23 protein-coding genes are annotated in these 23635 nt (G+C 46.3%); 15 read left to right on the forward strand and 8 right to left on the reverse strand.

The genetic code is table 11. The features are described from left to right. Positions 1 to 6 precede the first annotated feature (6 nt). The 3 genes from VEA_RS18795 to VEA_RS18805 form a co-directional block, all read right to left on the reverse strand. On the reverse strand, positions 7 to 1731 hold the full coding sequence (locus VEA_RS18795; protein ID WP_006741288.1) for a putative 2-aminoethylphosphonate ABC transporter permease subunit: 1725 nt from the start codon (positions 1729 to 1731) through the stop codon (positions 7 to 9). An 8-nt stretch (positions 1732 to 1739) separates the two neighbouring features. Beyond that, a complete protein-coding gene (locus tag VEA_RS18800) occupies positions 1740 to 2846 on the reverse strand; it encodes a putative 2-aminoethylphosphonate ABC transporter ATP-binding protein (protein WP_005432488.1) in 1107 nt (368 codons plus the stop codon). A gap of 326 nt (positions 2847 to 3172) precedes the next feature. Then, positions 3173 to 4183 carry a putative 2-aminoethylphosphonate ABC transporter substrate-binding protein gene (locus VEA_RS18805; RefSeq protein ID WP_006741287.1) on the reverse strand — a complete coding sequence of 337 codons (1011 nt, stop codon included), beginning with the start codon at positions 4181 to 4183 and terminating at the stop codon, positions 3173 to 3175. 266 nt (positions 4184 to 4449) lie between these two features. Here VEA_RS18805 and phnW point away from each other — a divergent pair, with 266 nt between their 5' ends. The 3 genes from phnW (at position 4450) to phnX (ending at position 8132) form a co-directional block, all read left to right on the forward strand. Further along, the gene (gene phnW, locus VEA_RS18810; RefSeq protein ID WP_006741286.1) at positions 4450 to 5553 is read left to right on the forward strand and encodes a 2-aminoethylphosphonate--pyruvate transaminase; all 1104 of its coding nucleotides are present in this window, start codon (positions 4450 to 4452) and stop codon (positions 5551 to 5553) included. A gap of 26 nt (positions 5554 to 5579) precedes the next feature. Beyond that, complete coding sequence (locus VEA_RS18815; protein ID WP_006741285.1) at positions 5580 to 6959, forward strand: aspartate aminotransferase family protein; 1380 nt, start codon at positions 5580 to 5582, stop codon at positions 6957 to 6959. Between the two features lie 357 nt (positions 6960 to 7316). Then, positions 7317 to 8132: a phosphonoacetaldehyde hydrolase gene (gene phnX / locus VEA_RS18820; RefSeq protein WP_006741284.1), complete on the forward strand. Its 816-nt coding sequence runs from the start codon at positions 7317 to 7319 to the stop codon at positions 8130 to 8132. A 76-nt stretch (positions 8133 to 8208) separates the two neighbouring features. On the opposite strand, the gene VEA_RS18825 is transcribed toward phnX, so the two are convergent. After that, positions 8209 to 9237 (reverse strand): LacI family DNA-binding transcriptional regulator, encoded by a 1029-nt coding sequence (locus VEA_RS18825; protein ID WP_005463961.1) that lies wholly within the window; start codon positions 9235 to 9237, stop codon positions 8209 to 8211. A 249-nt stretch (positions 9238 to 9486) separates the two neighbouring features. On the opposite strand from VEA_RS18825, the gene VEA_RS18830 reads away from it, so the two are divergent. The 3 genes from VEA_RS18830 (at position 9487) to VEA_RS18840 (ending at position 11551) form a co-directional block, all read left to right on the forward strand. Continuing rightward, entirely contained in the window at positions 9487 to 9930 is a 444-nt protein-coding gene (locus tag VEA_RS18830) for a PTS sugar transporter subunit IIA (protein ID WP_006741283.1), read from the forward strand. Positions 9931 to 9997: 67 nt separating this feature from the next. Further along, a complete protein-coding gene (locus tag VEA_RS18835) occupies positions 9998 to 10285 on the forward strand; it encodes a PTS sugar transporter subunit IIB (RefSeq protein ID WP_005374080.1) in 288 nt (95 codons plus the stop codon). Positions 10286 to 10294: 9 nt separating this feature from the next. Continuing rightward, on the forward strand, positions 10295 to 11551 hold the full coding sequence (locus tag VEA_RS18840; protein WP_006741282.1) for a PTS ascorbate transporter subunit IIC: 1257 nt from the start codon (positions 10295 to 10297) through the stop codon (positions 11549 to 11551). Positions 11552 to 11673: 122 nt separating this feature from the next. Here VEA_RS18840 and VEA_RS18845 read toward each other — a convergent pair whose 3' ends face one another. After that, entirely contained in the window at positions 11674 to 12021 is a 348-nt protein-coding gene (locus VEA_RS18845) for a hypothetical protein (protein ID WP_005395359.1), read from the reverse strand. Between the two features lie 9 nt (positions 12022 to 12030). After that, positions 12031 to 14064 (reverse strand): S8 family serine peptidase, encoded by a 2034-nt coding sequence (locus tag VEA_RS18850; protein ID WP_006741281.1) that lies wholly within the window; start codon positions 14062 to 14064, stop codon positions 12031 to 12033. 466 nt (positions 14065 to 14530) lie between these two features. On the opposite strand from VEA_RS18850, the gene VEA_RS18855 reads away from it, so the two are divergent. From VEA_RS18855 to VEA_RS18875, 5 genes are all read left to right on the forward strand, one after another. Then, entirely contained in the window at positions 14531 to 15787 is a 1257-nt protein-coding gene (locus tag VEA_RS18855; protein WP_005395362.1) for a type 2 secretion system lipase, read from the forward strand. Positions 15788 to 16497: 710 nt separating this feature from the next. Continuing rightward, a complete protein-coding gene (locus VEA_RS18860) occupies positions 16498 to 17841 on the forward strand; it encodes an OmpP1/FadL family transporter (RefSeq protein ID WP_081441250.1) in 1344 nt (447 codons plus the stop codon). A 78-nt stretch (positions 17842 to 17919) separates the two neighbouring features. After that, positions 17920 to 18639 (forward strand): carbonic anhydrase, encoded by a 720-nt coding sequence (locus VEA_RS18865; protein WP_006741278.1) that lies wholly within the window; start codon positions 17920 to 17922, stop codon positions 18637 to 18639. 78 nt (positions 18640 to 18717) lie between these two features. Then, a complete protein-coding gene (locus tag VEA_RS18870) occupies positions 18718 to 19269 on the forward strand; it encodes a YtfJ family protein (RefSeq protein WP_006741277.1) in 552 nt (183 codons plus the stop codon). Positions 19270 to 19289: 20 nt separating this feature from the next. Continuing rightward, positions 19290 to 19724, forward strand: coding sequence for a hypothetical protein (locus VEA_RS18875; RefSeq protein WP_005393700.1), 435 nt, complete (start codon positions 19290 to 19292; stop codon positions 19722 to 19724). A gap of 71 nt (positions 19725 to 19795) precedes the next feature. On the opposite strand, the gene VEA_RS18880 is transcribed toward VEA_RS18875, so the two are convergent. Beyond that, entirely contained in the window at positions 19796 to 20335 is a 540-nt protein-coding gene (locus tag VEA_RS18880) for an NUDIX domain-containing protein (RefSeq protein ID WP_005393699.1), read from the reverse strand. Positions 20336 to 20386: 51 nt separating this feature from the next. Next, positions 20387 to 21061 (reverse strand): pyrimidine 5'-nucleotidase, encoded by a 675-nt coding sequence (gene yjjG, locus VEA_RS18885; RefSeq protein ID WP_006741276.1) that lies wholly within the window; start codon positions 21059 to 21061, stop codon positions 20387 to 20389. A 138-nt stretch (positions 21062 to 21199) separates the two neighbouring features. On the opposite strand from yjjG, the gene VEA_RS18890 reads away from it, so the two are divergent. The 4 genes from VEA_RS18890 (at position 21200) to VEA_RS18905 (ending at position 23634) form a co-directional block, all read left to right on the forward strand. After that, the gene (locus VEA_RS18890; RefSeq protein ID WP_006741275.1) at positions 21200 to 22123 is read left to right on the forward strand and encodes a LysR family transcriptional regulator; all 924 of its coding nucleotides are present in this window, start codon (positions 21200 to 21202) and stop codon (positions 22121 to 22123) included. A 115-nt stretch (positions 22124 to 22238) separates the two neighbouring features. Further along, entirely contained in the window at positions 22239 to 22553 is a 315-nt protein-coding gene (locus VEA_RS18895; protein WP_006741274.1) for a hypothetical protein, read from the forward strand. A 47-nt stretch (positions 22554 to 22600) separates the two neighbouring features. Continuing rightward, positions 22601 to 23287, forward strand: coding sequence for a helix-turn-helix transcriptional regulator (locus VEA_RS18900; RefSeq protein WP_006741273.1), 687 nt, complete (start codon positions 22601 to 22603; stop codon positions 23285 to 23287). Between the two features lie 164 nt (positions 23288 to 23451). After that, the gene (locus tag VEA_RS18905) at positions 23452 to 23634 is read left to right on the forward strand and encodes a hypothetical protein (RefSeq protein WP_005393690.1); all 183 of its coding nucleotides are present in this window, start codon (positions 23452 to 23454) and stop codon (positions 23632 to 23634) included. Position 23635 lies beyond the last annotated feature (1 nt).

A 23635-nucleotide genomic window follows, 5' to 3' on the forward strand; every position in this document is an offset into this window, starting at 1 on the left:
GTGTCCTTATCTTTTGCGCCAAGCTTGTGTGCGATTCTCTAACAATTTACCCAAAGTCATCTGAACAATCTTCGCAATTGCGGCAGCAATCATGATCATCACAGCCATTGCCGATGCAGCGCCAGTTTGACCTGCATCGTCCATATTCAGAATCGAGACCGAAGCCGGAATCGTATCGGTTGAGTAAAGGAATACTACCGCAGAAGTGGTGGTCAATGCATTAACAAACAAGTAAGTCGCAATGTCCAAAATCGCAGGTAAACACACAGGTAATGTCACTTTAAAGAACAACTTGTATTGAGGAAGCTTCACCGATGCCGCCGTGGCTTCAATTTCCGATGGCAACTGCTTTAGCGCTGTCAGGGCAGTCATGTGACCCACCGTGTAGTAATGCACTACCGTGTTAATTACCAAGAATGCCATGGTGCCATAAAGCACATTCAGAGGATTGTTCGCATCATTGAAGTAAAAGATGTAACCCAAGCCAAGCACCATACCAGGAACTGCCATTGGCACCACACTAAGCATTTGCATCACTTGGCGAATTGGACCAAACGCACGCCCTTTCTCAATGCAGTAAGCACCGACAAAGATGATGGCTGTACCAATAACCGCTGTCCAACCTGCCAGCGTTAGCGAGTTGAAGAATGGGCTCCAACCGTAGGTGCTCATTTCGGCAAAGTTGTAGTTGTTTAGCGTCAGCGCTTTGTTCCAAGGCCAGAATGTGACAAACGAGCCATACACCGCCATGCCAAGCACTGCCAACACTGCAATAGAAATGATACTGCAGTAAACCAAACAAATACTGTCGCGCGCTTTGTTAGGTTCTGGCTGATAAGGCACCGAGCGTGTATCGAATAAGCTCTTTTGCTTTTTCTGTACCCAGCGGTCTGCGCCGAACGCCATTACCGCAGGAAATAGCAACATAATGCTGGTCACCGCCCCCATGGCAAAGTTTTGTTGTCCCACAACTTGCTTAAATATGTCAGTCGCCAGAACGTTGTAGCTGCCACCAATCACTTTCGGCACACCAAAGTCCGTGATAACCAGCGTAAAGACGACAATAAGCGTACTGATCAAACCGTATTTCGCCGCAGGTAACGTCACCATAAAGAAGGTTTTGATGGGTGAGGTTTTCAGTGCGCGGGCAGCTTCATACAAACGGGCATCAGAAGTGCGCAGTGAAGTGGTCAAAATCATCAATGCATGAGGGAAGGTCCAGAAAATCAAACCCATCGAGATACCAATCACGCCGTAAACCGAGTTTCCTAACAACATCTCTTTGGCAATGCCTTGATTACCGAAAAGGAAGATCAAACTGATCGCTGGCAACAACGAAGGCGCAAGGATTGGCGCGGTACCTAGGATTTGAAACAAACCTTTAAATGGCATGCATGAACGCGTCAGCGCGTAGGCATAGCCAAACGCAAGCACACCCACTACTGAGGTCACTATCACGCCCAAAGTGAAGGTGTTGCCCACCGAGACCCATAAGCTTGAAGAGGAAAAGTACGTCGCAAAGTTTGCCAACCCGACAAATTCGCCATTGGCATTTTGCACACTCTTGGTCAACATAGCCCAAAGCGGCATTAAGATGAACAGCACCATCATGGTCGACAAACCAGCGAGCAAACCGAACAACACAAGGTTGTCGCGGCTAACACGTCCGAGTAAGGATTTTGCTTTGTCTTGTGTGGTCAGGCTATTCATCGTCATTGTCTTCGCATCCATGTTTACACCTACGCCGCTAGCGCTTTATCAACCGAGGGCACGGCGTAACCATGCAGCCCTTCTTCAGCAAACTGGATGTAACGTACATCGCCCGCCTTGATATTGAGTTTTTGAACCGTTTCCACAGGCACATCCACGACGATGGTTTTCGTTGAGCTGTCGTTTTGCAATACGCAATCAATGCGGAAAAACGCCCCTAGAAACTCGGTTGCGGTAACTCGCACAGGTAAAGAGTTGGTGTAGTTTTCAACGAACTTGATGCTTTCAGGACGCACCGCAAGGTCGAAGCGGTCACCACGTTGGATCTTACGATTGGTCAAGCTTGGCGCTGGCATCAGGGTTTCTGCAATGCGTACTTGGGAGTCCGTCGCGACGGAGGTTTCAATAAAGTTCATGCTGCCGACAAACTCAGCGACAAAGCGCGTTGCTGGTTGTTGGTAGATTTCTTGAGGTGTGCCAACTTGCTCAATCACGCCATGGTTCATTACCACGATACGATCCGCCATCGACAGCGCTTCGTCCTGATCGTGCGTAACCATGATGGTGGTGATGCCAAGCTTGCGTTGCAGCTTACAAATCTCGTCACGTAAGTGAACACGCACTTTTGCATCCAGCGCCGATAATGGCTCATCCAATAACAGTAGACCCGGAGACAACGCCAATGCACGAGCCAAAGCAACACGCTGCTGTTGACCACCAGAAAGCTGGTTAGGGAATTTCTCGCCAGAGGTTGGAAGACCAATGGTTTCTAGCCAGTAATCCACCTTCTCTAATGCTTCTTTGGTCGACATGCCTTGGTTCTTCAAACCCACCGCAATGTTCTCTTGCACAGTTAGGTTCGGAAACAAAGCATAAGATTGGAATACGATGCCGAAATCGCGCTTCTCTGGTGGTAGGAATGTGGTCTCTTGACCGTTTTGAAAAATCGCACCAGATGTTGGTAGGTCTAAACCTGCAATAGCACGTAGCAGAGTGGTTTTACCGCAGCCAGAAGGACCAAGAAAACAAACGAACTCGCCCTTTTCAATCGCTAGCGAGATTTTCTTTAATGCAGTGAACTGTCCGAATTGCTTCACTACATTTTCGATATTTAGGTAATGTTGGTTAGTTGACATAATACACGCTCCAAATGGTATATACCAACTTTAGTTTTGGAGTGTTACGTTCCAATGACAAATTTATAGCCAGAAGATGACAAATAGATGAAGGGAGATAAGGTTTGTTCAAGTGGTAATTAGAGATTCCCGACTCACTCCTTCGTCGCTCTCGAGAATGACGTTGTGAGTGCGGATAGAAGCTCCCAACTTTCTTAAGTCCGTCATTCCAGCGAACCTAGGTGAGACTAGGAATCTACTTTCAACAAACTCTGAAATCGAAAGAGAAAACAAAAAATCCACCTCAACCGAGGTGGATTTCAGCATTCAACTCAAAGCAAATTCAATTAAGACTTTGGCTCTGATTTCGCGTCAAATTTCTCAGACCATGCCGCTAGAATCTCTGCACGCTTGCTGCCCATTTGCGCGAAGTCCATCTTCGCCATGTTCTCTTGAACGTTCGGGAAGTTAGAAACGGTCGCTTTCACTTCTTTATGTGCAACCACTGGGTACATTTCTACGTAAAGCTCGTTTGCTGCTTTAGAGATTGACCAGTCGACAACACGCTTCGATGCATCAGACTCTTTTACTAGACCAACGGCTTCTGATTCCCAGCCGATGCCTTTTGGCGTGATAACCGCTAGTGGTGCACCTTGTGTTTTCAGCTTCGCGCCGCGGCTCGCCATCGAAATACCGATAGCCACTTCGCCCATACCCGCTTGAACACATGGCTTAGAGCCCGAGTGCGTGTAGTGTGCAATGTTCTTGTCTAAGTCACGCATGTAGTTCCATGCCTGATCTTCACCCATGTTTTGTAGCCAAGCAGAAACCTGCATGTAGCCAGTGCCTGAAGAAGCTGGGTTAGGCATTGCAATGTGACCTTTGTAAACCGGCTTCGTTAGGTCTTCCCAAGACGTTGGTTTCGGTAGGTTAAGTTGTTTCGCTACCGCTTCGTTGAAACAAACTGCGTTAAAGAACGCATCGTTACCAAACCAAGCTTGGTTTGATTGAGGGTCGTTTAGGTTCGCGTGCAGCTCTTCCAAACCTTTTGGTGTGTAAGGCTTCAGAAGACCTTCATCTTTAAGCAGTGCCATTGACGAGCCAGCAAGACCCCAAACCACTTCCGCTTGAGGGTTGTTCTTTTCTGCCAGCAATTTCGCCGTCATGATACCGGTGGAATCGCGAACCCACTTAATCTTGATATCTGGGTTATCTTTCTCAAACGCAGACTTGTATTTCGCAAGAATGTCAGTTTCGAAAGCGGTGTAAACCGTGACTTCCTGTGCTGCCATTGCATTCGTAGCTAGCAGAGAGACAAGTGCAGCCAGCGATCCTTTCATCAAACGGTTTTTCATCATTTTCTCCAGTTAATTTGGCTAAGTTTTAATTTGGTCTGTACCAGTTGACGATAACCACCCTACTGAGCCTTTGTGACGAAATCATGACCATTAAATGGCAGTTTTACGAAAATTTGCGATGAATAATCGTTCAATTGATCCGCCATTTTCTGGATATTAAAGTTTTATGAAATTGGAGATTCACCTATTTACTGCCCTTTTCTTCCTCGCTAGAGTGAACTCGAAATTTGGTGTAGACCAACTAGCCTATTCTGATGGAAATCGAGATGAAAAACGAATACCTACTACTGACTCCAGGTCCTCTATCTACTTCTGAAACGGTACGTGAAGCCATGCTAAAAGACTGGTGTACTTGGGATGATGAATACAACAAAGACATTGTAGAAGTGATCCGCACTAAGCTTGTAAAACTGGCGACGGATCAAGACGGCTACACCAGCGTACTAATGCAAGGTAGCGGCACCGCATCAGTAGAAGCGACGATTGGCAGCGCCATTGGCAAAGATGGAAAATTGTTGGTTGTCGACAACGGTGCTTACGGTGCGCGTATCGCTCAGATCGCTGATTATCTAAATATTCCATGCCATGTAGTTTCCCCAGGAGAAACATCACAGCCACACTTGAACGAGGTGGAAACTGCATTGGCATCGGATCCTACAATCACACACGTGGCGATTGTTCACTGTGAGACAACCACTGGCATGCTTAACCCAATTGAGGCATTTGCTTCTGCGGCCAAAGCGCACGGCAAAGTGGTGATTCTCGATGCCATGTCGAGCTTTGGTGGCATTCCTATCGATATCGCAGAATTAGGTATCGATTTTATGATCAGCTCTGCAAACAAATGTATTCAAGGCGTACCGGGTTTTGGCTTTGTGATTGCGAAACAAACTGAGCTAGAAAAGTGCCAAGGTCAGGCACGTTCTTTGAGCCTTGATCTGTACGACCAATGGCAGTGCATGGAAGTGAACCACGGCAAATGGCGTTTCACGTCTCCAACGCACACGGTTCGCGCTTTCTACCAAGCCTTGTTAGAACTGGAACAAGAGGGCGGCATTGAAGCGCGTCATCACCGTTACCAAACTAACCAGAAAACACTGGTTGCAGGAATGCGTTCTCTGGGTTTCGAACCACTACTGAGTGATGACCTTCATTCGCCAATCATCACTTCTTTCTACTCTCCGACGCACAGTGATTACCAGTTCAAAGCGTTCTACACACGTTTGAAAGAGCAGGGCTTCGTGATCTATCCGGGTAAGGTATCGAACGCAGATTGCTTCCGTATCGGCAACATTGGTGAAGTTTACCCAGCAGATATCGAGCGCTTAATCGGTGCGATTGAAAAAGCAATGTATTGGCAAGTTGCGTAAAGCAACCTTCTGATTGAGAGAGCGTTATGACTCAGAATATCAAACCGACCCATTTCCGCAGCGAAGGCGATGTCAACACGACACCGGCGCGCCAAGCTTGGAATGCATCGATGGATGACGAACGCACGCAAGCATTACTGAAGCGTGATTCGGAGGTCTTTCTTCATCAAGCCATGTCAACGCCTTGCTTAGATACCTTGGAAGCAGCAGAAGGCATCTACATCCAAGATGCTACCGGCAAAAAGTACATGGATTTCCATGGCAATAACGTCCATCAACTGGGCTACGGTCATCCGCATGTGATTAAACGCGTGCAAGAGCAAATTGCCAAACTTCCGTTTTCACCACGCCGTTTTACCAACGAGACCGCGATTGAATGTGCCGAAAAACTCACCCAAATCTGTGGCGGCGAGTTGAATCGCGTGTTGTTTGCTCCGGGTGGCACATCTGCGGTTGGCATGGCGCTTAAACTAGCCCGCCACATCACGAGCAACTACAAGGTGGTGTCGTTGTGGGACTCCTTCCACGGTGCATCGTTGGATGCCATCTCAGTTGGCGGCGAAGCGTGTTTCCGCCAAGGCATGGGACCATTAATGGCAGGTGTTGAACGCATCCCACCAGCGGTGTCTTACCGAGGTGCTTTCCCTGTCGCGGACGGCAGCGACGTGCATTACGCCGACTACCTTGAATACGTGATTGAGAAAGAAGGCGGCGTGGGCGCGTTTATCGCAGAAGCAGTTCGTAATACCGACGTTCAAGTGCCAAGTAAAGCCTATTGGAAACGCATCCGTGAAATCTGTGACAAACACAATGTCATGCTGATCATCGACGACATCCCTAACGGCATGGGTCGCAGCGGTGAATGGTTTACCTACCAAGCCTACGATATCGAGCCAGATATGCTCTGCATCGGTAAAGGTTTGGGTGGTGGCTTAGTGCCTATCGCAGCCATGGTAACCAAAGACAAATACAACACCGCCGAGCAAATCTCCATGGGTCATTACACTCATGAGAAAAGCCCTGTCGGTTGTGCTGCGGCACTGGCAACCATGGAAGCTATTGAGCAAGACGGCTTGCTAGATAAAGCCAAAGCCGACAGCCAGTTCATGCGTGAAAAGCTGCTAGAGATGAAAGCCAAATACCCAGTGATTGGCGATGTGCGCGGCATCGGCATGTTATGGGGCATTGAACTGGTCACTGACCACGAAAGCAAAACACGCGCGTATGACGAAGCGGAAGCTGTGCTGTACCAATGCCTAAATAACGGTATGAGCTTCAAGGTATCGCAAGGCAATGTGATTCAACTCAGCCCACCGCTGATCATCACCCGCGAACAACTAACAGAAGCGTTGGCGATCTTCGAAGAAGCCATCGCCAAAATGTGTAAAGACTTTAACTACATTTAGGTTTTGTTGACCTTTTGAGCTGATTTTTGCAGCAGTTTGTGGGTTCTTTATGCAAGGCAGAGGCTTTGAGTTGTAGCTGTTCTACCTGATAAGCCGATAACGCAGAAGAAAGGAACCACAAACGCTGCCCGAAGGGTTCGGCTAAAAGCGTTTTACTCTTTGTTGTGAGGTGTTGTGCTTAGAATGACTAGGCTACAAACCTCTCGCCGCGATTAAAACGCTTTTATCTCGAACAAAATTTAACCGCAAAAGGTCAACAAAACCTAGAGTCAATAGACCTCAACAAAAACCAATTTATCCTGAGCGCGGTTCCAACGAGTGGGCAAGCGCTCTGGCAAGCAAGAAAAAGGATTGAACATGAGCAACTCACCAATTCAAGCAGTGATCTTTGACTGGGCTGGCACTATCGTCGATTTCGGCTCTTTCGCGCCAACCAGCATCTTTGTGGAAGCGTTCAAGCAAGGCTTTGATTTCGATATCGACCTTGAAGAGGCGCGTGAACCAATGGGGCTTGGTAAGTGGGACCACATTCAAGCTGTGGGTCGCATTCCTGCGGTTGATAAGCGTTGGAACGAGAAGTTTGGGCGCTCAATGACCAGCGAAGACATCGACGCTATCTATGCGGCATTTATGCCTCTGCAAAAAGCAAAAGTGGCTGACCACGCAGAACCAATCCTCAATGCGATTGAAGTTGTGAACGGTCTGAAAGACAAAGGCATCAAGATCGGTTCTTGTTCTGGTTACCCGCGTGAGGTGATGGACGTATTGATTCCAGTTGCAGCGGACTACGGCTACCAACCAGATTACGTTGTCGCGACAGACGATCTGCCCCAAGGTGGTCGCCCAGCACCATTTATGGCACTGAAAAACGTGATTGAGCTTGGTGTAACCGACGTTAAAGCATGCGTCAAAGTGGACGATTCAGCACCAGGCATCTTTGAAGGTCACAATGCGGGCATGTGGACGGTGGGTCTGCTGCTTTCTGGTAACGAAGCGGGTCTGACATTTGAAGAATACCAAGCCGCAGACGAAGCAACCTTAGAGAAAGCTCGTGAAAAAGCACGCGCGAAGTTTATCAAGAGTGCACCTCACTACTTAATCGATACCATCTCCGATCTGCCAGAGGTGATCGTAGATATCGAACAACGCCTAGCCGCGGGCGAACGTCCGTAGTTTTCGCTCATGAATTCAGAATGTAAAAAGCCTCTCCATCTTGAGAGGCTTTTTGTGTTTATGGAAAGCGGAGGTGTCAATTAATCGCGGTACTTGCTCGACGCTTTAGCTTAAAGCCCATACTGGTTGGCCTTTCTTCTGGCTCACCTTTGATGGCATGCAACAGTTTTTCTGCCGCCTTGGTGCCCATGCGCTCATAATCAAATTCTGCAGATGTCAAACTTGGGTAAGCGTGCTCCCCCATAGAAGAGCCTTCAAGGCAAATAATGGCAATGTCGGTCGGGACTTTGAGCACGCGGCGATGGCACTCAAAGAGCGCACCAATTGCTATCTCCTCATGGCTACACACCAAAGCATTCAAGCTTGAATCGCGCAGCAATAACTTCGCCAATCCTTCCGCACCCAATTGTGAAGATGGCGCTTCATGAGTCGTCAGAAAATGATCTGGGGTGAGATAGTTTTCAATCATCGCACTTTGCCAACCGTGTAACTGGCGTTGCAACGTTGAGTGATTCCCGCGCGCCCCAATAAAACCAACGTTCTTAAAACCTTGTTCAATCAGGTGTCTGGTACAGGCCTTACCCACTTCGAAGTGATCCACGCCAATGTTGAGATAACTGGCCTTTGAGCTCAGTTCGGCAATCTCTAACACTGGCGTATTTGACGCCTCTAACAGTTGATGCGTTCGCTGACTATGCTCACTTCCAAACAGTACAACGCCCGCAGGACGGCTCTCTAAAAAAGTCGAAAGCAACTTTTCTTCTTGCTCAATCGAGTAGTCGCTGTAACCCAGTAATAATTGATAACCCGCTTTGTTTAACGCCTGTTGGAAGCTTGGTAAGAAATGCGCGCATGCTTTTTCAAACAGTGACGGAATGATAAGAGCGATGGAATAACTTTCTGCAGATGCGAGTGCCCCTGCGGCTTTGTTCGGGATATAGCCGAGCTCATCAACCACTTGTTGAATTTTCTCTCTCAGCTTATCGGATACCAGCTCTGGCGTTCGTAATGCTCGCGACACCGTCATCGTGCCTACGCCTGCTTGTTTGGCGACATCAGCCAAAGTGACGTTGCCGGTACTTCTTCGTTTGCGAGGTTCGCTCATTGTTTTTATTTAATGTTCTCTAATTTCAGCTGCAACATCTTATCACAGCGCTTTAATGGTTTTGATATTAGCGCATTAGAACTCGAACACCAGCACATGAAACTTCGATGCCTGATAAAAATGATAGCGCTATCACAATTAATGGTAGCGCTATCAGATAGCGCTACCATTTGTGATCACTCTCAGGTTTTTCTGGCAAATTGATCGATAAAGTACGCAGCAACAAAACAACAAATCGGAAACATTCCAATGCTACGTGAACTGATTACCTCTGATGTCATTCGCATCCATTCTGACGCAACCGACTGGAAAGATGCGATCAGCAAATCTTGTGAAGCTTTGATTGAAAATGGCGCGATAGAACCAAGTTACGCTGAAGCAATTTACCGCTCGCACGAAGAGCTTGGCCCTTACTACGTGGTAGGTCCGGGCATGGCGATGCCACACGCTCGCCCTGAAGATGGCGTTAACCGTTTGTCACTGGCGATCACGGTGATCCAAAACGGCGTCAATTTTAACTCTGAAGAAAATGACCCAGTAAAAATGCTGGTCACGCTAGCGGCAACGGACAGTAATAGCCACGTTGATGCGATTTCGAAACTGGCGGAATTGTTTATGAATGAAGAGCACGTAGAGGCCATCTGCAACGCTCAAAGCAAAGAAGATGTTCTTGCGATCATCGACAAATATTAAGTTTTACTCCTGACATACCCCATTCACAAATGGGTATACCCCCTATAAAAAAGAAAAGGTCTGAATTATGAAAATTATGGTTGTTTGCGGTCACGGTCTTGGTACTAGCCTAATGATGGAAATGAGCATCAAAGGCATCGTGAAAGAATTGAATGTAAACGCAGAAGTGGATCATATCGATCTAGGTTCTGCAAAAGGTACGGATTGTGACATCTTCATCGGTACTAACGACATCGTTGAACAGTTGAACGCACTTGGCGTTGAACCTCGCATCGTTGCGCTTGATAACATGGTCGACAAAGTGGCAATGAAAGAGCGTCTATCTGTGGCACTTCAAGAGCTTGGCGCTCTATAAGGTGGCGTTATGGAATTCTTCAGTTTCTTAATGAACGATGTCCTATCAGAGCCAGCGGTTCTGGTCGGTCTCATCGCTCTAATCGGCTTAATTGCCCAGAAAAAACCGGTCACCGAGTGCATTAAAGGTACAGTAAAAACCATTCTTGGTTTCATCGTGCTTGGCGCGGGTGCGGGTCTGGTTGTGACTTCTCTGGGTGACTTTGCGACGATTTTCCAACACGCGTTCGGCATCACAGGCGTGGTTCCAAACAACGAAGCTATCGTCTCTATCGCGCAAGAAGCGTTTGGTAAAGAGATGGCGATGATCATGTTCTTCGGTATGTTAGTGAACATCTTGATCGCTCGCTTCACGCCATGGAAATTCATCTTCCTAACAGGTCACCACACGCTATTTATGTCGATGATGGTAGCGGCGATCCTTGCTTCTAGCGGCATGAAAGGCGTTCCACTGATCGCACTTGGCTCTCTGGTTGTGGGCTCTGTGATGGTGTTCTTCCCTGCGATTGCTCACAAGTACATGAAGCAAGTTACAGGTTCTGATGACGTTGCGATTGGTCACTTCTCTACCCTTTCTTACGTGCTAGCTGGCTTTATTGGCAGCAAGTTCGGTAACAAAGAACACTCTACTGAAGAGATGAATGTCCCTAAAAGCTTGTTGTTCCTACGTGATACACCAGTGGCGATCTCGTTCACCATGGGCATCATCTTTGTGGTGACGTGTTTGTTCGCTGGCGGTGATTTTGTCCGTGAAGTCAGTGGCGGTAAACATTGGTCTATGTTTGCGCTAATGCAATCCATCACATTTGCAGGTGGTGTGTACGTTATCCTGCAAGGTGTACGTATGGTTATCGCAGAAATCGTTCCTGCATTTAAAGGCATCTCAGACAAACTAGTACCAAACGCAAAACCTGCGCTTGATTGTCCGGTTGTATTCCCATACGCACCAAACGCAGTATTAGTGGGCTTCCTATCAAGCTTCGCGGCGGGTCTTGTGGGTATGTTCCTACTTTACGTGATGGGTCTTACTGTGATTATCCCTGGTGTCGTTCCACACTTCTTCGTGGGTGCTGCTGCAGGTGTATTTGGTAACGCTACAGGTGGTCGTCGCGGCGCAATCTTGGGTGCTTTTGCACAAGGTCTACTGATTACTTTCCTACCTGTCTTCCTAATGCCAGTACTGGGTGATCTTGGCTTTGCAAACACAACATTCAGTGACGCTGACTTCGGCATTGTAGGTATCCTACTTGGCCTGATTGTGCGCTAAGCTTTTATTCTTATGAATGCAGAATTAGGCTCGTCGGCATTCATCTCTCAAAGGCTCTAGCAGGAAAAGCACTCAAACAAAACGCCCCTCACGTGAGGGGCGTTTTTCATATTGAGGCTATCTTATTGAGACAACAACTTTCTCGTTGGTTCTTGCTCGGTGTATTCAACGGATTCGTTACCAGATAGCTTATCGACGTCAGCTTGTTCGCCGCTCACCACCAGTACCTGTTGCTTCACCAACGCATCAACCACTTTAAGGTTATGTTGACGAAGAAGCGCTCTCACTTCGCTCTCTTTCCCTTTGTGATACTTAACAAAGTAACGCGTAGGTTGTTGCTCAGCTTGTTCAGAACGTTCATCCACGAGCGGAAATCCTTGATTGTTCGCCAAGCTGGCCGAGCTTAGTCCGATTGCCAATAGTGCGGTAGCACTCACCGCAGACAAAGAAAGTAAGGTCAACTTCTTCATAGCCACTCCTTATTGAAAAGTCAGAGTCCAACTGTTGATTGTGCCTGTGTCTCTTCTGGCACTGTCTACCGCTTTTAGTTCCCAAGAACCTTGTGATTCAAAACCAGAGAAATCCGCTTGGAAAGTGGCTTTGATATCGTTAGCGCTGCCGCCAGTATTATCGTGAAGCACGACTTCTCCACCAGTAGGTGAAGTTAGCGTCACTCGTAGGTCACCGATGTAAGTGTGGCTAATATCAACGTCAATACTTACTGTACCTGAATCACCAGAGCGATCGACATCTACTGCGCTGATTGCGCCAGAAGATTTGTTGTCAGGAATCGCAACAGGGCTGGTGTTTGAGAAGCTAGAGTCCGAAGAGCTACCGCCACCGTCAGGACCGTTACAGCCCGCATCCAAGAATAGTTTCGCCGCTTCCGCATTCACTAGGCCGTGACCTGTGCGGTTGTCTCGTCCAGCGACATCAATGTCTGTTGCCGTTTGAACTAGGGCATTACGTACTTGCGCTGCTGTACACGTTGGGTGGTAACTCCACACCAAGCCTGCTACGCCAGTTACATGAGGTGTTGCCATCGATGTACCATTGTAGTACTCGTAATCTTCACCAGAGGTGGTTGAAACCGTAATTTCTTGACCAACATACCCCAACAGCTCTTGACCAAATGCACGGTCAACCGTCACCGAAACCATACGATAAGCGTTGTTTGTGTCTACCAAGAATGGGTTTTGTAAACCAGGTAGTTCAGAGTTGCTGTATACGATTGCCGCTCGTGCACCTGCATTGTAACAAGCTTGAACCGCATCCACTTCTGGGTAGTTACCTGAAGACTGGTTGCCAATACGTTCAGTCAAACAAATTTTGCCCGACATATCACCACAGTTAAAGTTACCGCCAGATACATCACAGCTATCTAGCATTGCTGTTACTGAACCAGCGATTGGATCTGGCACATACGAAGAACCGTTATTGATCAAACGATTGTGAGGGACAATACCGCGATCAAATTGGCTTACGCCATTCAAGGTAATATCAGAAAGTTTACCTTCGCCTACCGTAACCGTTGATAAGATCGCCACACCTGGGCCAGAGATCTCAACTTGATCAGTAGATTGCGAGAACGCCGCATGATCATTTTGGTTATCGACAGCAGCAACAGACATAACTGAATCGTAAGAAGCTGGGTAGCTGTGTGCGGTGTTACCGTCATTACCAGCTGCGGCGATTAGCAGAACGCCTTGATCGTAAATGTTTTGCAGTGCATTTTGCTCAGTTCGGCTTGATTGACTACCACCAAGACTCATGTTCACAACGTTGGCACCATTATCTGCACACGTTTGGATCGCTTTAACAAGCCCAGATGAGTAACCCCAACCTGATTCGTTAAATACTTTCACGATGTGCAAATTCACATTCTGGTTTGGCATCACTCCCTTTACACCTTCGGTGTTGGCAATCGCTGCGATAGTACCTGCTACGTGAGTACCGTGGGCGTTATTGTTACCCGGATCGCTCCATGATCCTGTACCACTATCGTTGGTACCTGCAACACGGTTACCGCTTAGGTCGTTGTGCGAGATGTCGTACCCTGAATCGATAATACATACAGTGCGATTACCAGCATTGAAGTCGTCTAACTGTTGAGCATTAACCGCTTCATAACCCCACGGGGTGGTTTCGCTGAGCAAATAGCGAGGCGGATCGACTTCGACATATTCCACATCACTGCGATTACGAAGTGGTTCTAAGTCATCACCATCCAACTCAACGCTGTAAATGGCGCGATTACCTAGTTTTTCCACCTTACGTGCCTTCACCTGTTCTAAAACAGACTCCTGCGCGATTCGTGGTCCCCAAAAAGAGTTACCACCCATTGAAGATCGGCTGACTGCATCTTCTTTGAATTTGACGATGTACTTCGTCGGTAACTTAGATTCATCAAATCCCATTGGTGGAGCCGCAAACGCTGACATAGAAGTGGTCAGTGCTATCGCTACGGCAGACAACGAAAATAAGCCTTGTTTTTTGCTTGTTGTGTAGTGCATTTGCCCTATTCCTTATTTGAGCTAATTTTTATTCACTATATTCTCATGAAAAGTCATCACCATGATGTTCGCATGAGAGCTTCAGCTATAGTTTATAGGCCCAAAATGCCAAACAATTTGTTTCATGAATATACAACTTTGTACAAAAGATCATTCAATAAACATTTTTAGTTAACATCAAAAAGCATAAACAAAACCTTATAAAGCAATCACTTAATTAACAAAAAGTGCATGTTAAATTAATGTTAGTGAGTAATTATTCTAAATAATACACATTTAATCGATTGCTATGCTGAATGGATTTTTTGACCGTGGTGCCAAAACTGAAATATTGAATATTTAGTTGTTGACTGTCTTGAGTATTTACTCAGAATTAGAAGGTTTAGTGAGAAAAATTCTCATCTAAATACTGTTATAGCCGAGCGTATTCACGTATTCGGAACCATAACCATTACAAGAAGAGTGAATGATGAAAAAAACAATCACACTATTAACTGCATTACTTCCGCTTGCCTCTGCCGTTGCAGAGGAGCCAACATTATCACCAGAAATGGTTTCTGCGTCTGAAGTGGTCAGCACGCAAGAAAATCAAACCTATACTTACGTTCGCTGCTGGTATCGTACGAGCCACTCTAAGGATGATGCGGCTACCGACTGGAAATGGGCGAAAAACCAAGATGGTAGTGACTTCACTATCGACGGTTATTGGTGGAGCTCTGTTTCATTTAAAAACATGTTCTACACCAACACTTCACAAAACGTGATTCGCCAGCGCTGTGAAGAAACACTAGATCTGGCGAACGAGAACGCAGACATTACGTTTTTTGCTGCTGACAATCGCTATTCTTATAACCACACGATCTGGAGCAATGATGCTGCAATGCAACCAGATCAAATCAACAAAGTAGTGGCTTTGGGCGACAGCTTATCTGATACAGGCAACATCTTTAACGCTTCCCAATGGCGCTTCCCTAACCCAAACAGCTGGTTCTTAGGTCACTTCTCGAACGGTTTTGTTTGGACGGAATACGTTGCTAAAGCCAAAAACTTACCGCTTTATAACTGGGCAGTTGGCGGCGCAGCAGGTGAGAACCAATACATTGCGCTAACAGGTGTCGGCGAACAAGTTTCTTCTTACTTGACCTACACAAAACTGGCGAAAAACTACAACCCAGCAAACACATTGTTTACGTTGGAGTTTGGTTTAAATGATTTCATGAACTACAACCGTAGCGTGCCGGAAGTAAAAGCGGATTACGCTGAAGCTCTGATTCGTCTAACAGACGCGGGCGCGAAGAACTTCATGTTGATGACACTGCCAGACGCAACCAAAGCACCACAGTTCAAATACTCAACGCAGGAAGAAATTGAAACGATTCGCGCGAAAGTATTGAAAATGAACGAGTTCATCAAAGCACAAGCGATGTACTATAAAGCTCAAGGTTACAACATTTCATTGTTTGATACGCACGCGCTGTTTGAGACGTTAACCTCGGCACCAGAAGAACACGGGTTCGTGAATGCAAGTGATCCTTGTCTGGACATCAACCGCTCATCTTCTGTGGATTACATGTACACCCATTCATTACGCTCAGAGTGCGCGGCATCTGGCGCAGATAAGTTTGTGTTCTGGGATGTGACTCACCCAACCACAGCCACGCATCGTTATGTTGCTGAAAAAATGTTGGAAAGCAGCAATAACTTAGAAGAGTTTCGCTTTTAATAAGACTTTCTTATAGGTTAAACTCTTAATCATCATAAATACGTTGATGATTAAAAATGGCCACGAAATATCGTGGCCATTTTGTTTTCATATACATGAGTCTACTTTTATATTTAAATATAGATGAACAATAATTAAAATACAAAATTTCAAGTTATAAGTATTATAAACAAAACTTTTAAATACCAGTAAAATCTAAACTTATTCAACATGCAATCCATTTAAATTTCATCATGGTCATTTTTGATTATTGAATTTAAAGAAGAGTTAAGTGACAAGTTAAATAAAAAATACCCACATAACACGGGTAAGACCGAGATGAGTGTGTCATGTGGGTTTAAACGATAGTTCTCTTGCTGATTCGAACTACCAACGTTGGGATGCAATGGAAATACAAATGACTCAGAGTTTCCATCACGGACACTTTATCGCTGGATTTCCCTCTATTTGTTAGGGAACAGTCAGCACAATAAAAATAGAGAAGTAATACCGAAAAAATAAAAATAGAGGTTCAGGATTTAATTTACACGTAAAATAACTACTATATTCACGCCATGAAGCATTAATAAATTCACCAATAAATATTTATTAAGTTAAATTTGCTTATTGTCAGAACACTGTTAGTTTTACTCCTAAATACACTGGTCAGATTTGTTTATTTTACTGATTTTCGTTGCAATACAACCTCTAATTAATTCATGATAAAAAACATGCAGCGACAATTAACTCTTTCACCGATTTATTTATTAATCGGGATGGCCTCCTCGACGGCGTATGCCGGTGGTTTTCAAATTAACGAACATTCGGCGACGGGTCTTGGTCGTGCTTTTGCTGGTGATGCCGTCATTGGTGATAATGCGTCTGTAGTCAGCCGCAACGCCGCAGCGATGACGCTGTTTAAACAAAATGCCTTTTCGTTCGGTGTCACTTACGTCAAACCTGACGTGACCGTTAAAAATGCGCAATATCATCGAGCTAATATTAATGCAGATGTCAATGTTGGTATGGGCAGTTTTCCTCCGTCCCCTCAAGTTGACATTACCCCCTCCTTCTCTCAAACCGTGACCGACATTGATGACGTCGATGGCGTTGGTCAACCAGCCGTTGTACCCAACTTTTACTTTATTCACCCTATCAACGACGACTGGTATCTAGGCTTATCGGCATACTCCAACTTCGGAACCGACATGGAGTTTAAACCAAACTATGGCGCACCTGTTTTTGGCGGTGTCACCAGCGTAGCGAGTGTCAACCTTGGCGGAAGCTTGGCATACAAGGTGAACGATCGTTTTAGTATCGGTGGTGGTATTGATGTGATTTACGGCTCTGGTGAGCTGTACCGCGATATGGACGTGGGTGTTTGCGTTGGTGGGAACATACTTGGAAACGAACTAGAACAACGCTGTGGATCCGTAAAGGGCAACGCACTTGATGTGGAAGCTGGCGGCATTGGGCTTGGTGCGAATATTGGCATGATGTACGAGTTTAACGAACGTCATCGCTTAGGTTTAAGCTACAAACACAGCCCTAACATTAATGCCAAGGGTGACATCCACTTTGCTGGCGAATCGTACGACTCGCTTGCCATGCCGCTACCGGATATTGCGGAGTTTTCCGGTTATCACCGCGTCTTACCTAAATTTGCCCTGCACTATTCTGTGCAGTGGATTGGTTGGTCAGCATTTGACAGCTTGAAAGCTGATGATCAGTTGCTAAAAGATTTTCAGTGGCAAGACTCCGCGCACTACTCCATCGGTGCGACTTGGTACGCCAATGAACGTTGGACACTTCGCACGGGTTACATGTTCGACAAAACACCTGTCGATGAGCTGACTTCACTTTCTATCCCAGATTCGAACCGTCACTGGTTATCCGCGGGGGCCTCTTACCAATGGTCATCAGATACCACGGTTGACATCGGCATGACGTACTTGATTGGTGAAGATGTCAACGTAGAAGAGTACGCGTATGAAGGTGTTCCTGCACCGATGGTGACGGGCGTGACCCATTCAAATGCGTTCCTAATTGGTGCCCAACTCAGCCACCGTTTCTAATTTGTCAGGCAGTGATCAAACCTCTAGGTCATTGCCTTGTAACAACGCTTATCAAAGCGACCGAACAGAGACATTATTATGAACAAAACACTACTTGCTTTTTCACTCTCACTTCTCACTCTAAGCGCTGCTCAGGCTTCGGAATGGGGCTATGGCAATGACAAACACGGGCCAGAGCACTGGGGAGAAATCGCCAAAGACTGTGCTACCACAAAAAACCAAAGCCCAATCAACATCGACAACCCTGCCGATGCAAAACTGGAAGCATTGAACCTTTCGTACACCGGTCAGGTCATTGGTTTAACCAACAATGGTCATACGCTGCAAGCGCAAGTGAACGGACGTAACAGCTTCACCATCGATAGCGAGACGTTCGAGCTGCAACAGTTCCATTTCCACACACCTTCAGAAAACCAAATCAAAGGCCGCCAATATCCACTTGAAGCGCACTTTGTACACGCCAACGCAGACGGCGAGTTGGCGGTAATTTCGGTGATGTTTGATGCAGGCGATCAAAACGCAGCGCTGTCTAAACTGATCAACGCAATCCCACAAGAGAATCAAACCACGTTCTTTAAAGATACGTTTGAGATTAACGACTTACTGCCAAAAACTGCAAACTACTATCGATTTAACGGCTCTTTAACCACACCACCATGTTCAGAAGGTGTGCGCTGGTTTGTGCTTAAAGACACTCAAACCTTATCCAAAGATCAAGCCGCGAAACTGATGGAAGTCATGGGACAAAACAATCGTCCGCTGCAACCGCTAAATGCGCGCGTTGTACTTTCTAACTAATCGCCAAATCCGATAAGGGGCATCGTATTTGCCCCTTATTTTGATTCGCTCTAACCTCACTTCGTTACAGGAATCCCAATGAAAACTCCATCTGTTCTGTCACTCTTACTCGCACTCGCCCCGACACTCGCCTTCTCTCATAACCTTTCTGTCGGTCAAACCACCCCTTCCGTCAGCATTGATACCTATGGCGAAATGACGCTGCAAGGAAACGATGTGGCTTATCAACCTTGGGCAACTCAGCAGATGTTAGGCAAAGTCCGTGTGATACAAGCCATTGCAGGTCGTAGTAAAGCCAAAGAGATGAACGCGCCGCTGATGTCAGCAATCACTGCCGCTCACTTTCCTGAAGATCAGTATCAGACCACAACCGTAATCAACCAAGAAGACGCCATATGGGGAACCGGTACATTTGTTAAATCGTCGGCAGAGGACAGCAAAAAGACATTCTCTTGGTCTTCCATGGTGTTAGACAAAAATGGCGTATTAGCAACAACTTGGGATCTACAGCAAGAAAGTTCTGCGATTATCGTACAAAATAAACAAGGCGAAGTTTTATTCGTGAAAGAAGGGGCTTTAACTCAAGACGAAGTCACACACGTCATCGAACTGATTAAACAGAATATCTAAACCTAAGGTAAGGAAAAGCTATGAAACTGTTCAACACCATCGCACTCTGTCTTTTAGCGGCTGTAGCCTCTTTCCAATCGGTTGCTGGAGACAACGATTGGGACAAGATTGCAGATAAAACCGTCAGTTTTAAATCGGAAACCGACACAGTCAATCCACTGTCCCCATTTGCTAACGCTCGTTTCAGCCACATCAAAATCAAATGTACGCAAGGTACGGTCGATCTGAAAAGCGTTAAAGTAATCATGAAAGATGGTCAGGAAAAGACGTTCGACAGTTTAGGTGTTCTGACTAAAGGCATGTCATCAAGAAGCTTAAGCCTACCAACGAAAGATAACGCGAAATTAGACAAGATCGAGTTGAACTATGAATCGGTTGGCAGCACAGCGCTGCAAGTCGCGGGGGTGACCAAGAAAGCGAAAGTAGAAATTTTAGGTAAGAAAATCGACGAGTAAGCGATGGCTCAACGAGCTCTCCCAAACTAAAAACAGCGGCACTAGGCCGCTGTTTTCATTAAAAATTATCATTAAATGAATTTCTTCAGCTTCGCCAAACCATAAGCCGCGATAGTGACACAATCTTTGATCGTGCCGTCGATCATCATTTGTTCGAACTCCTCAACAGAAAAAGCGCGCGTGATCAAATCCTCTTCTTCACTGTCGAGTTGATTGCCCACGTCCGTTAAATCACTGGCGAAGTAGACGTGACATGTCTGATTCAAAAAGCCGTATGCGATAAACTGCGCGCCGACATACGCCATGGCGCTCGCCTGCATGCCCGTTTCTTCACGTAGCTCACCTTTGGCAAGCTCAAGATGATCCGCATCTGGGTTTGATTCCCACGCCCCTTGTGGGATCTCCCAGCAACGTTGACCTACGGTGTAACGGTACTGCTGAACCAAGTGAATCATCCCATTATCGATAGCCAGAATCGCAGCACAATCAGGTTTGTCGACCACACCATAGATGCCCTCTGCGCCGCTCGGACGTAAAATTTTGTCCTCACGCACCGTCATCCACTTATTCTGGTAAACGACTTTGCTGTCTAGCTGTTTGATGTCTGGCATGGTTATTCCTTGATTTTTCTGAGGGTTACTGCGGAATAATACCCGATTCGGTTACGCCACCAAAATGTTCTTTAGTTCACTCAAAGACTCAACAGTGTAATTTGGTGCGATACGCTCAGCGACGCTTGCGCCTGTGGTATTTAACCAGCAAGTTTCAATACCAAAATTATTACCACCCAGAATATCGGAATGCAGGTTGTCACCCACCATCAGTACGCGCGTTTTGCATGGGTTGCCCATTTGCTGCATCGCGTATTCAAAAATGCCTAAGTCCGGTTTTGCGACGCCCACTTGTTCAGAGATCACCACTTTATCGAAGTACTCAGTCATCCCTGTGCGCTCAAGGCGAATTGCTTGCAACTCTGTAAAACCGTTGGTGATAATGCCCATTTTAGCTTTGCCTTGCAGCGCTTCCATCAGCTCTTTTGCACCTGGCAACAAACTGCAAATATCGGCCATTGCTTCTAAAAATGCGCTATTGAGATCTGCTGTTGTGGTATTCAACTTCTCAGCCCACTCGGTAAAGCGGTTATGTTTTAGCTCATCTGCCGTTACTTTGCCGTCTTGGTAATCCACCCAAAGCGGTTTGTTTACGGTTTGGTAATGAGCAAAATCTTGTTCAGTAAAATCTACGCCTTTGCGAGAAAACATAAGCTGCAAACCTTTGAAAGCATCAAAGTGGAATAAGGTTTCGTCAGCGTCAAACAGGATCCAATCGTACTTCATTTTCTTCTTCCCAAAATCAAGGTCGTAATACTGATGCATAGTCTAGATTGTTTTCTTCTTGAAGATAATCTCTATAATTGGAAATTAATTGTATCCTTGTGCTCAACAATAAATGCTTCACGATGATAGGAGATTGATGTGAACGCGATTGCCTCCCTGCCCGTTTTTGTTGCTGTTGTCGAATGCGGCAGCTTTTCCCTTGCGGCCAAACAGCTGAATCTGACGAAATCGGCGATCAGCAAACGCATCAACCAACTAGAAGACGATTTGGGCATTCGTCTCCTTAACCGAACCACGCGTAAGCTGAGCCTGACCGAAGCGGGAGAACGTTATTTTGAGTACGCCTCTCAAGCGCTCAACCTAGCCCAGCAAGGCGTGGACGCGGTATCGGAGCTGCAAGGCTCTCCACAAGGTCGGCTCAAAATTACCGTGCCGATGTCTTTCGGTGTGCTGCATATCGCGCCTTTGATCAGCGAGTTTCTCGCTCGTTACCCGAAAATTGAAGTGGATTTAAACCTCGAAGACAAAATGGTCGATTTAGTTAAAGACGGTTTTGATTTGGGGATCCGTATTGGTGAACTCACCTCTTCCAATCTAATCGCAAAACGTCTCGCCCCTTGTAAAAGTGTGCTTTGTGCCTCACCAGATTACTTAGCGGAGTTTGGAACACCACAAAAACCAAGTGATTTAGTCAGTCACAACTGCCTGCGCTATTCCTATTTCCGTGGCGGCGTCGAATGGATGTTCATCAACAACGGCAGCGAATACAAGGTGCTTCCAAAAGGAAACTTTATCGTCAATAACAGTGAAGCCATTCGCCAGTTGCTGTTAAGAGGTTCGGGAATTGCGCAACTGCCAACGTTTATTGCAGGAAGAGACTTTGCCGCAGGAAATCTAAAACCGGTGATGGAAGAGTATTCTCTACCAGAACACGCCATTTATGCGGTGTTCCCTGAACGCAAGCACATGCCGTTGAAAGTAAGAGCCTTTATCGATTTTATCAGCGAAAAACTCGGCACAGATTTACCTTACTGGGATCGTTACAACCGCCCAGAAAAATAACCATATTGATGATAAGTGAGTGAGATTTCACTACTGACATGTTCTGACATTCCATCCGCGTAACCTTATTTGGAACTCAACAGGCAATCCGCCAAAACCAATAAGGAATCACAATATGGAAACCGTTATCGAAACTGTGCAATTTCGTCTAACCGCAGGCACAACAGAGCAAGACGTGATCGCCGCCGCCAAGCAGTCACAAACGTTTGTGAAGAATCTGCCGGGCTTTTTGTATCGCTCACTCAGTCACGAAGCGAAGGACGATGTGTGGACAGACATCATTTACTGGCGTTCAATGGACGATGCAAAACAGGCGGGAAAACAGATTAAGCAAGCCGCTGAATTTCAGCCTCTGTTATCGATGATTGACTGCGAAAGCTTCGAGCTTAAACATCACAACTTAAAAATGTGCAGTGAGCTAGAGAAGTAATCAGCCGCACTACCACTAACAACCAGTAGGTCTAGATAAGGAACATCATGAGCAAATCAGAACGACTGTTTGAGCTACTGACGCTTTTGCGCGCAAAGCGTTACGCCGTGACAGCGAAAGAGCTCGCAGAAAGAATGGAAGTCAGCGAACGTACGATTTATCGCGATATTCAGTCGTTGCTTAGTTCTGGTGTTCCTATTCAAGGTGAAGCAGGTGTCGGCTACCTGTTGCAAGCGGGCTCTCATCTGCCGCCTTTGATGTTCTCAGAAAAAGAGATGATGGCGCTTGAACTGGGTATGCGGATGGTTCGAGCCTGGTCGGATGCCGAACTCGCCGAAGCGTCTCATTCTGCGTCCGCCAAAATACTTTCGGTATTGCCCGATAAGCTCAAACAACAAGTGGAAGATTGTCCGCTGATTGTGCCCGATTATCACACCCAATCCGAAACGGCCAAACGAGGGCAGCTTCTGCGCCACGCGATTGATCATCAGTTTAAGGTCAGTTTGGATTACCAAGATGAAAGCGGACAGGTGACCGAGAGAAAAATCCAACCGTTAGGCCAGTTCTTTTGGGGCAAAGTCTGGACGCTGGTCGCCTGGTGCGAATTGCGCGATGACTACCGCCAGTTCCGCCTCGACCGTATCCAAGCACTGCGTATGCACGATGAAGAGTTTCAGAGTGCGGAAACCAAATCTCTCAAACATTATATTGCGCAGTATGAATCGAAAGATTGAGTGTTTTTCATCCTTCCATCACAAGGATTCTAAATTGCTCTGCTCAATGCGCGATATTTGGAAAGGCACATTTGGTTAAACTAATGTTTCATTTTTAACAGATGCGCAACCAACCTAAGATCGTTAACTTAAGTAGCACGTCAACCACACCGGAGCGTGAAGCTATGAAAGTACTGATTCAATACACCCAAGCAGGGAAATATCGAGATCAAGCGTGGGAGTCTTTAACTCTTCGATCTAAAGGTGATATGCAGGCCGTTACCCCTTCTTATGCTGCCCAACTTATCGAACAAAGCAAAGCGACACTTGTGATGACAGAAGACGGACAGATCATCTTTCACTCCTAAA

Origin of the sequence: Vibrio antiquarius (assembly GCF_000024825.1) — a bacterium.
GTDB lineage: Bacteria > Pseudomonadota > Gammaproteobacteria > Enterobacterales > Vibrionaceae > Vibrio > Vibrio diabolicus.

Bases quoted from the DNA above. Each gene is read 5' to 3' on its own strand.
- VEA_RS18855 (WP_005395362.1), top strand. From the start codon at position 14,531: ATGATGAAAAAAACAATCACACTATTAACTGCATTACTTCCGCTTGCC.
- VEA_RS18845 (WP_005395359.1), bottom strand. From the start codon at position 12,021: ATGAAGAAGTTGACCTTACTTTCTTTGTCTGCGGTGAGTGCTACCGCA.
- VEA_RS18825 (WP_005463961.1), bottom strand. From the start codon at position 9,237: ATGAGCGAACCTCGCAAACGAAGAAGTACCGGCAACGTCACTTTGGCT.
- VEA_RS18870 (WP_006741277.1), top strand. From the start codon at position 18,718: ATGAAAACTCCATCTGTTCTGTCACTCTTACTCGCACTCGCCCCGACA.
- VEA_RS18805 (WP_006741287.1), bottom strand. From the start codon at position 4,183: ATGATGAAAAACCGTTTGATGAAAGGATCGCTGGCTGCACTTGTCTCT.
- phnW (WP_006741286.1), top strand. From the start codon at position 4,450: ATGAAAAACGAATACCTACTACTGACTCCAGGTCCTCTATCTACTTCT.
- VEA_RS18900 (WP_006741273.1), top strand. From the start codon at position 22,601: ATGAGCAAATCAGAACGACTGTTTGAGCTACTGACGCTTTTGCGCGCA.
- phnX (WP_006741284.1), top strand. From the start codon at position 7,317: ATGAGCAACTCACCAATTCAAGCAGTGATCTTTGACTGGGCTGGCACT.
- VEA_RS18875 (WP_005393700.1), top strand. From the start codon at position 19,290: ATGAAACTGTTCAACACCATCGCACTCTGTCTTTTAGCGGCTGTAGCC.
- VEA_RS18850 (WP_006741281.1), bottom strand. From the start codon at position 14,064: ATGCACTACACAACAAGCAAAAAACAAGGCTTATTTTCGTTGTCTGCC.
- VEA_RS18795 (WP_006741288.1), bottom strand. From the start codon at position 1,731: ATGGATGCGAAGACAATGACGATGAATAGCCTGACCACACAAGACAAA.
- VEA_RS18905 (WP_005393690.1), top strand. From the start codon at position 23,452: ATGAAAGTACTGATTCAATACACCCAAGCAGGGAAATATCGAGATCAA.
- VEA_RS18830 (WP_006741283.1), top strand. From the start codon at position 9,487: ATGCTACGTGAACTGATTACCTCTGATGTCATTCGCATCCATTCTGAC.
- VEA_RS18880 (WP_005393699.1), bottom strand. From the start codon at position 20,335: ATGCCAGACATCAAACAGCTAGACAGCAAAGTCGTTTACCAGAATAAG.
- VEA_RS18800 (WP_005432488.1), bottom strand. From the start codon at position 2,846: ATGTCAACTAACCAACATTACCTAAATATCGAAAATGTAGTGAAGCAA.
- VEA_RS18815 (WP_006741285.1), top strand. From the start codon at position 5,580: ATGACTCAGAATATCAAACCGACCCATTTCCGCAGCGAAGGCGATGTC.
- VEA_RS18895 (WP_006741274.1), top strand. From the start codon at position 22,239: ATGGAAACCGTTATCGAAACTGTGCAATTTCGTCTAACCGCAGGCACA.
- VEA_RS18860 (WP_081441250.1), top strand. From the start codon at position 16,498: ATGCAGCGACAATTAACTCTTTCACCGATTTATTTATTAATCGGGATG.
- yjjG (WP_006741276.1), bottom strand. From the start codon at position 21,061: ATGAAGTACGATTGGATCCTGTTTGACGCTGACGAAACCTTATTCCAC.
- VEA_RS18835 (WP_005374080.1), top strand. From the start codon at position 9,998: ATGAAAATTATGGTTGTTTGCGGTCACGGTCTTGGTACTAGCCTAATG.
- VEA_RS18865 (WP_006741278.1), top strand. From the start codon at position 17,920: ATGAACAAAACACTACTTGCTTTTTCACTCTCACTTCTCACTCTAAGC.
- VEA_RS18840 (WP_006741282.1), top strand. From the start codon at position 10,295: ATGGAATTCTTCAGTTTCTTAATGAACGATGTCCTATCAGAGCCAGCG.